Source organism: Streptomyces sp. 8K308 (assembly GCF_004348315.1).
Lineage (GTDB): Bacteria > Actinomycetota > Actinomycetes > Streptomycetales > Streptomycetaceae > Streptomyces.
This window is the reverse complement of record NZ_SMKC01000061.1, coordinates 21,073-28,058: the sequence shown is the minus strand read 5'-3', so window position 1 is coordinate 28,058 and position 6,986 is coordinate 21,073. Positions and strand designations below refer to the sequence as shown.

At 74.5% G+C, this 6,986-nt stretch carries 7 protein-coding genes; 3 read left to right on the top strand and 4 right to left on the bottom strand.

The window, feature by feature from the left end:
- Together E1265_RS12175 and E1265_RS12170 are read left to right on the top strand one after the other, a co-directional pair.
- Positions 1 to 1,347: zinc-dependent metalloprotease (locus E1265_RS12175; protein ID WP_132930305.1), on the top strand; the 1,347-nt coding region annotated here is incomplete at its 5' end.
- Positions 1,344 to 1,868 carry an NUDIX domain-containing protein gene (locus tag E1265_RS12170; RefSeq protein WP_132930304.1) on the top strand — a complete coding sequence of 175 codons (525 nt, stop codon included), beginning with the start codon at positions 1,344 to 1,346 and terminating at the stop codon, positions 1,866 to 1,868. The genes E1265_RS12175 and E1265_RS12170, both read left to right, overlap by 4 nt.
- A 25-nt stretch (positions 1,869 to 1,893) precedes the next feature.
- Here E1265_RS12170 and E1265_RS12165 read toward each other — a convergent pair whose 3' ends face one another.
- From E1265_RS12165 to E1265_RS12150, 4 genes are all read right to left on the bottom strand, one after another.
- Positions 1,894 to 2,649, bottom strand: a complete 756-nt coding sequence (locus E1265_RS12165; protein ID WP_132930303.1) for an AIM24 family protein — start codon at positions 2,647 to 2,649, stop codon at positions 1,894 to 1,896.
- 17 nt (positions 2,650 to 2,666) lie between these two features.
- On the bottom strand, positions 2,667 to 3,347 hold the full coding sequence (locus tag E1265_RS12160) for an AIM24 family protein (RefSeq protein ID WP_132930302.1): 681 nt from the start codon (positions 3,345 to 3,347) through the stop codon (positions 2,667 to 2,669).
- A gap of 11 nt (positions 3,348 to 3,358) precedes the next feature.
- Positions 3,359 to 5,008, bottom strand: coding sequence for a TerD family protein (locus E1265_RS12155; protein WP_132930301.1), 1,650 nt, complete (start codon positions 5,006 to 5,008; stop codon positions 3,359 to 3,361).
- 80 nt (positions 5,009 to 5,088) lie between these two features.
- Positions 5,089 to 5,646, bottom strand: a complete 558-nt coding sequence (locus E1265_RS12150) for a M48 family metallopeptidase (protein ID WP_132930309.1) — start codon at positions 5,644 to 5,646, stop codon at positions 5,089 to 5,091.
- A gap of 224 nt (positions 5,647 to 5,870) precedes the next feature.
- On the opposite strand from E1265_RS12150, the gene E1265_RS12145 reads away from it, so the two are divergent.
- Positions 5,871 to 6,953 (top strand): ThiF family adenylyltransferase, encoded by a 1,083-nt coding sequence (locus tag E1265_RS12145; RefSeq protein ID WP_132930300.1) that lies wholly within the window; start codon positions 5,871 to 5,873, stop codon positions 6,951 to 6,953.
- Positions 6,954 to 6,986 lie beyond the last annotated feature (33 nt).

The following is a 6,986-nucleotide window of genomic DNA, read 5'->3' as shown; positions in this document are numbered from 1 at the left end:
GGGCAGGGCGGCCGTGGGCAGGGGCCCACGGACAACCCGCTGGCCGCGCTGTTCGGCTCGATGGGCGCCGGTGGCCAGCTGAACCCCCAGGACCTGGGCGCCGCGTTCCAGCAGCTCGGCCAGATGCTGTCGTACGAGGGCGGCCCGGTGAACTGGGAGCTGGCGCGCTCGGTGGCCCGGCAGACGGTGGCGCAGGGCGCGCAGGACGGCTCGCGGGACCAGAGCGTGTCCTCGCCGGAGCGGTCCCAGGTCGAGGAGGCCGTGCGGCTGGCCGATCTGTGGCTCGACGGGGTCACCTCGCTGCCCTCGGGGTCCGGCACGGCGGTGGCCTGGAGCCGGGCCGAGTGGGTCGAGGCGACGCTTCCGGTGTGGCGGGAGCTGGTGGACCCGGTCGCCGAGCGGGTCGGCGCCGCCATGGGCGACGTGCTGCCCCAGGAGATGCAGGGGATGGCCGGGCCGCTGCTCGGCATGATGCGCTCGATGGGCGGGGCCATGTTCGGCACCCAGATCGGGCAGGCGGTTGGCGTGCTCGCCGGCGAGGTGGTCGGCTCCACGGACATCGGGCTGCCGCTCGGCCCGGCCGGCAAGGCCGCGCTGCTCCCGCAGAACGTGGCGGCCCTCGGCGCCGGGCTCGGCGTGCCGGAGGGCGAGGTCAGGCTCTACCTGGCGCTGCGGGAGGCCGCGCACCAGCGGCTCTTCGCGCACGTGCCGTGGCTGCGGTCGCACCTGTTCGGCGCGGTCGACGGATACGCGCGGGGCATCCAGGTCGACACCGGAAAGCTGGAGGACCTGGTCGGGCAGCTCGACCCGACGCGGCCCGAGGAGATGCAGGAGAAGCTGCAGCAGGGCCTGTTCCAGCCGGAGGACACGCCGCAGCAGAAGGCGGCCCTGGCCCGGCTGGAGACGGCGCTGGCGCTGGTGGAGGGCTGGGTGGACGCGGTGGTGTTCGCCGCCGCCGAGCCGCATCTGCCGTCGGCCGGTGCGCTGCGGGAGACGCTGCGGCGGCGCCGGGCCTCCGGCGGGCCCGCGGAACAGACGTTCGCCACGTTGATCGGCCTCGAGCTGCGGCCGCGCCGGCTGCGGGACGCGGCGCGGCTGTGGGCCTCGCTCACGGACGCGCGCGGCCCCCAGGGGCGGGACGCGCTGTGGGCGCACCCGGACATGCTGCCCACGGCCGACGACCTGGACGACCCGGACGGTTTCGTGCACCGGGAGCAGTTGGACTTCTCGGAGCTCGACCGGATGCTCGGCGACGCGGCTGGCGACGAGGACAGCGGCCAAGAGGGCGGCCAGGGCGGCCCGCGGCTGGAGAAGGGCGACGAGGACGAGGGCGGCCGCGGCGAGTGAGCCTCCACGAGGACGTCAGCCGGGTGCTGCGCGAGTGGTCGGCGCCCGACGGAGCGCAGGAGGAGCTGCGGGGTGCGTACGGCCGGCATCTCGCCACCCACCCGGACGGCGTGTGGCGGTCCTGCGCGGCCGGCCACATCACGGCGAGCGCGCTGGTGATCGACCCGGCCGAGGAGCGGGTGCTGCTCACCCTGCACCCCAAGGTCGGCGCCTGGCTGCAGACGGGCGGGCACTGCGAGCCGTCGGACGCCACGCTGGCCGGGGCCGCGCTGCGCGAGGCCACGGAGGAGTCCGGCATCGAGGAGCTGCGGCTGCTGCCCCGGCCCGCCGGCCTGGACCGGCACCGCACGCCGTGCGCCGTCCACCTGGACGTGCAGTACGCGGCGGTGGCGCCCGCCGGGGCCCGGCCGACGATGAGCGACGAGTCCCTCGACCTGCGCTGGTTCCGCTACGACGAGGTGACGGGGGTGGCCGACGCCTCGGTCGTCCGGCTCCTGGCGCGGGCCCGCGCGCTGCTCTGACCGGGCCGGCCCTCGTGGCCGTGGCTCAGCGGGGGCCCCAGGCGCCGCCCTGGTGCATCCCCGGCGTGCCGTCCTGGCGGAACTGGCCGCCGAGCTGCTCGCCGAACGAGGTGTTCAGCGGCGGCATCAGCTCGCTCGGCTGGACGACCACGTGGCCGTCGCCCATGAAGCTGAGCTCCCAGCCCTCGCCCGTGTTGCCCCGACGGCTCCAGAGCGAGCGGTTGCTGGTCTGGGCTTGCGCCTGCACTCGCAGCGACGAGGACCAGGCCACCACGGCGTCCGCGTCGGCGCTGACGTAGCGCTCCGGGGAGACGCGCATCACCAGCGGGAAGCCGGAGGTGGTGATGGCGACCTTGCCCTGGCCCGCGATGACCAGGTTGTAGGCGCCGGCGCCCGGTATGCCGTACTGGCTCTCGACGGCGACGACGTCCCAGTGCAGGTGGGCGTCGAGCGCAAGCACGTAGGAGCTGTCGACGGTCAGCCCCTCGTGGTCGATGTCGAGCACGTGCACGTACTGGGCCAGGTTGGCGAGGTAGACGGCGCCCTGGCCGAAGCAGCGCATCAGCGGCAGCACCTCGCCGGTGGCCCACTGGCTGCGCTGCTGGCGCGCGGACTGGTGCTCCGCGTCGAACTCCACCATGCCCTCGAAGGCGACCATGCTGCCGGTCCTGGCGAGCACGTCCATGCCGCGGGACAGGTTGACCCGGAGCATGTGGGCGCCCTGGGCGGCGAAGTGCTCCTCGGTCTGGTTGACGGTGTGGTTGAAGATCGGGCTCTGCATCTGGCTTGTCCCCCGCGTCAGTTCTGTCGGCCGAGCCGGTCGGTGCTGTCCTCGCTGGGCTGCACGACGACGAAGCCCTGTCCGGAGAAGGCCAGTTGGTAGGCCTCACCGCTGCCGCGGCCGAGCAGCGAGCTGGCCTTGAAGCTGCGCTTGCCGGTGACCTGCAGGCCCGTGGACCAGGCGACCAGGGCGTCGGGGTCGACGAGGGTCTCGCCGTTCCGGCCGCAGTCGACGACCACCGGGGTGCCGCGGCTGGTGACGGCCACCCAGCCCGTCCCCGATATACCGAGGTTGAACAGGCCCTGACCGGCGAACTTGGCGATCCCCCTGACCCGCTGAACGCCCCACTCGAGGTGGGCGTCGAAGGCCAGGACGTTGCTGGCGTTGACGGACAGGTTGTCGTGTCGGAGGGGGAGGCAGACGACGTTGGCGCCGTAGTCGGCGAGGTAGAGCAGGCCGTCGCCGAAGCACTTCATCAGCGGCACGCTCTCGCCGGCCAGTCGGCCCGCGATGGCCTGGCCGAGGGCCGCCGGGTTGGACTCGTACTGGATGAAGCCCTCGTAGGCGATCATCGAGCCGGCCCTGGCGAACAGGTCCTCGCCCTGCCGCATCGCGACCCTGGCGATGGCCGGGCCGTGGTTGTCCATCCGGGCGGCGGGCGCGGCCGGGGCGTATCCCGCGATCATGCGCTGGTCCATCACGGGCTCCGTCAGATCTCGTAGGGCTGGACGATGGCGAAGTTCCCGGGGGCACCGCGGAACTGGAGCTGGGTGGTCTCCCCCGAGTGGCCCGGATATGCCTGCCTCCGCAGCCGGACCTGGTTGGCCACCAGCACCTGGGCGGCCGCCGACCAGGCGACGATCGCGTTGGCGTCGGCGAAGGTCATGGGCGTGACCGGGAGCACCAACGGCTCGCCCCTCGTGGTGATGACGACCGTGCCGTGGCCCTGGAACTGCAGCGCGAACAGCGATCCGCCGGGAATGCCGTGGCCGTCGATCCGCCGCACCTCGGGCTCCAGGGACTCGTCGAAGGCCAGCACGTGCTGCGAGGCGACGACGATGGCGTCGCCCTGCAACTCGACGGGGTGCAGCCGGACGGCCTCCTCGGCCAGGAACACCTGCCCGTTGCCGGTGCAGCGCATCATCGACGGCATGCCCTCGCCGGTGGCCAGCCGGGTCATCCGGCCCTTGAAACCCGAGCCCTTGTAACCGAAGTCGACGTCGCCGTGGTACAGGACCATGCTCCCCTGCCGGGCGAGCACCGGCTGCCCGCCGCCCTGCGCGAGGTCGACCCGCACCAGCTCCGGATTCGGCTGGCTCCACCGCCGCGGATCCTCCACACCGCGGTACCGCTCCAGCACTCCGCTCAGGGACGCCACGCCCTGCCCGGGCCCTGCCGGGCCGGGCGACGGCGCGGCGTAGCCACCGCCGGGCGGGGCGAAGGCAGCGGGAGCCGCTCCCACCGGCGCCTGCGGTGACGCGACCGGTGGCACGCCCCCAGGCGACGCCGGCTGGCCGGGCATCTGCGGCAACGCGGTCTGACCGCCGGAGGCACCCGGCGGCACGGCGTAGCCACCGCCGGGCGGCGGCGCCGGCTGGCCCGGAACACCGAACGGCGCCGCCTGCGGCGCGCCCCCCTGCCCACCAGGCGGACCGCCGAAAGGCGGCGCGGCCTGACCGCCGCCCGGCGCCGCCGCACCCGGCGAACCACCGAACGGAACCGCCGCCGAGCCGCCGGAGGCACCCGACGGAGCGGTGCCCGCCGGGCCGGTCGGGACGGCGAAGGCCGGTGGCGCGGCCGCCGGCTGCGCCGGCGCTGGCGCCGGCGCGTCCTCCTCGACCTCGCCGCCGAAGTGGGTCAGCAGGGCCGCCAGGCCGCCGTCGAAGCCCTGGCCGACGGCGGCGAAGCGCCAGCCGTCCTTGCGGTAGAAGTCCCCCAGCATCACGGCCCGCTCGCTGCTGAACTCCGAGCCGTCGAACGCGTACCTGGCGACCTCCTCGCCGCCCGCCACGATGCGGAGGCAGCCGGGCGCGGCCTGCGCCATCGTGCCGTCGCCGTCGATCGTCGCCGTGAAGGTGAGCCGGTGGACCGAGGCCGGGACCCGGTCGAGCGTGACCCGGAACGACTCGGTGTCCCCCGCCTGCGCGCCCAGCAGTTGGAGCGACTCCTCGGGAGACTTCGGCTGGTTGTAGAAGATGAAGTAGCGGTCGTCCGAGAGCCGCTCGTCCGCGTCGAGGCCGAAGCAGCTGATGTCGAAGGCCAGCCCCGGCCCGGAGATCTGCACGCCCACGTACAGGTCGGTGCCGAGCGTCAGGTCACTGAGCCTGGCCTTCTGGCCACGCTTGAAGTGCAAAACCATGCGAACGACCGTCCCCCCATCCGATACGAACCTTCGGCGGGGCCAGACTAACCGCTGCCACCGACGAACGGTTCAGGACGTCAGGACCGCAGCCAGGGGATGTACGGCAGGCGCTCGGCCGCGACCACGCCCTCGAGGAAGCCGCGGGCGCGCTCGGTGCGGGGGTAGCGGTCGAGGAGCCGCCAGAAGTCGGCGCCATGGCCGGGCACCAGCAGGTGGGCCAGTTCGTGGAGCAGGACGTAGTCGATGACGTACTCGGGCATGCCCTGGAGGCGGTGCGAGAGCCGGATGCTGCCGAGGGCGGGGGTGCACGAGCCCCAGCGCGAGTTCTGGTTGGTGACCCACCGGACGCTGTCCGGCCGGGCGCGGCCCTGGAGGTAGCGCTCGGAGAGCTCCGTCGCGCGGCGGGCGAGATCGTCGTCGTCGATGATGCGGCGGTCTTCCTGGGCCGCGAGCTTGTCCAGCATCACGGAGACCCAGCGCCGCTCCTCGTCCACGGTCATGCGGGCGGGGATGAGCACGATGGTGCGGTCGCCCTCGCGGTAGGCGGAGACCGTCCGCCGGCGGCGTGAGCTGCGGCGGACCTCGACCTGGTCGTGCGAGTGCTCGCGGGCGTGCCGGTGGGTGTCCAGCGCCATGCGGCCCGCCGAGGGAACGCGCTGCGACGGGCCGGCGGTGTTCAGCGGTTCGCCGGGCACACTTCGACGTTACCCGGTGCGAGACGGATATGTCCCGCCTGTCGAGCCTGGTGAGAGGGGAGGGAGGCCCAACCATCCACAGCCGCGCCCTGCTTATAGGACTATCTCCGCTTCCTGTGGAAAACATCACACTCACACCCGATGTCCCGCCGCATCATGTCGCCATGCATCCCATGATCAAGCCCGCCCTCCGCCGCAGCTGGCGCGACCGGCACACCGTCCGGTACGGAGTGACCCCCTCGCACTCGGTGCTCTTCGGCCCGCTGGACACGGCGACCGAGATGTTCCTGACCCTGCTGGACGGCACGCGTGGGCTGCCCACGCTGCGCGAGGCCGCCGCCTCGCTCGGTCTCGGCCGGGCGGCGGCCGACCGGCTGGCCGGGCAGCTGGCCGCCGCCGGCGTGCTGGACGACGCCACGGCGCAGCGGGAGGCGGCGGCCCAGGTCACGGAGGCGCTGCGGCCGGATCTGGCTTCGCTCTCGCTGCTCGATCCGGAGCCCGGCGGTGGCCTGCGGCGGCTGCTCGACCGGCGGCGGGCGTGGGTCCAGGTGCGGGGCGCCGGCCGGGTGGGGATGGCGGTCGCCATGGCGCTGGCCCAGGCAGGCGTGGGGCGCGTTGAGGTGGTGGACGGCGGCCGGGTGGAGCCGGTGGATCTCGCGGCGGGCGGGCCGCGCGCGGAGCACGTGGGGCAGCGGAGGTCGGTGGCGGCCCGCGAGCTGCTGCGCGCGGTGGTGCCCTGGCGCCGGGGCCGCGGCGGCGCGGCGAGGGCCGGCGGGGACGGGCCGGCGGGCGCCCGGCTGGTGATCTTCGCGCCCCGCGACGGTCTCGCGGCCTACGCGCCCGATCCGGCGCAGGCCGAGGAGCTGGTCTCGGCCGGCACGCCCCACCTGTACGCGGGGGTGGTGGAGGCGACGGGCTTCGTGGGCCCGCTTGTGCTGCCGGGCGTCACGGGCTGCGCCGGCTGCCTGCTGCGCTGCCGGGCCCGCGTGGAGCCCGGCTGGCCGCTGCTGGTCGGCCAGTGGCGGAACGGGCGCTCGGCCGGCGTGCCCGCCTGCGACGGCGCGCTGGCCACGGCGGTGGCCGGTCTCGCGGCCTGCGTCGCCCTCGGCTTCCTGGATGGCACGGCGCCCGGGGGCCCGGCCACCCGCACCGAGTTGGTGCTGCCGGGCCCCTCGGTGGCCGACCATCCCGTCGAGCCGCACGCGGAGTGTCCCTGCCGCGCCGCACAGCCGGCCCGCGCGCCGTGACCAGGGGCCACAATGGCGGGTAGGACAGCGATG

Bases quoted from the DNA above. Each gene is read 5' to 3' on its own strand.
- E1265_RS12165 (WP_132930303.1), bottom strand. From the start codon at position 2,649: ATGCAGAGCCCGATCTTCAACCACACCGTCAACCAGACCGAGGAGCAC.
- E1265_RS12160 (WP_132930302.1), bottom strand. From the start codon at position 3,347: ATGGACCAGCGCATGATCGCGGGATACGCCCCGGCCGCGCCCGCCGCC.
- E1265_RS12155 (WP_132930301.1), bottom strand. From the start codon at position 5,008: ATGGTTTTGCACTTCAAGCGTGGCCAGAAGGCCAGGCTCAGTGACCTG.
- E1265_RS12150 (WP_132930309.1), bottom strand. From the start codon at position 5,646: ATGGCGCTGGACACCCACCGGCACGCCCGCGAGCACTCGCACGACCAG.
- E1265_RS12145 (WP_132930300.1), top strand. From the start codon at position 5,871: ATGCATCCCATGATCAAGCCCGCCCTCCGCCGCAGCTGGCGCGACCGG.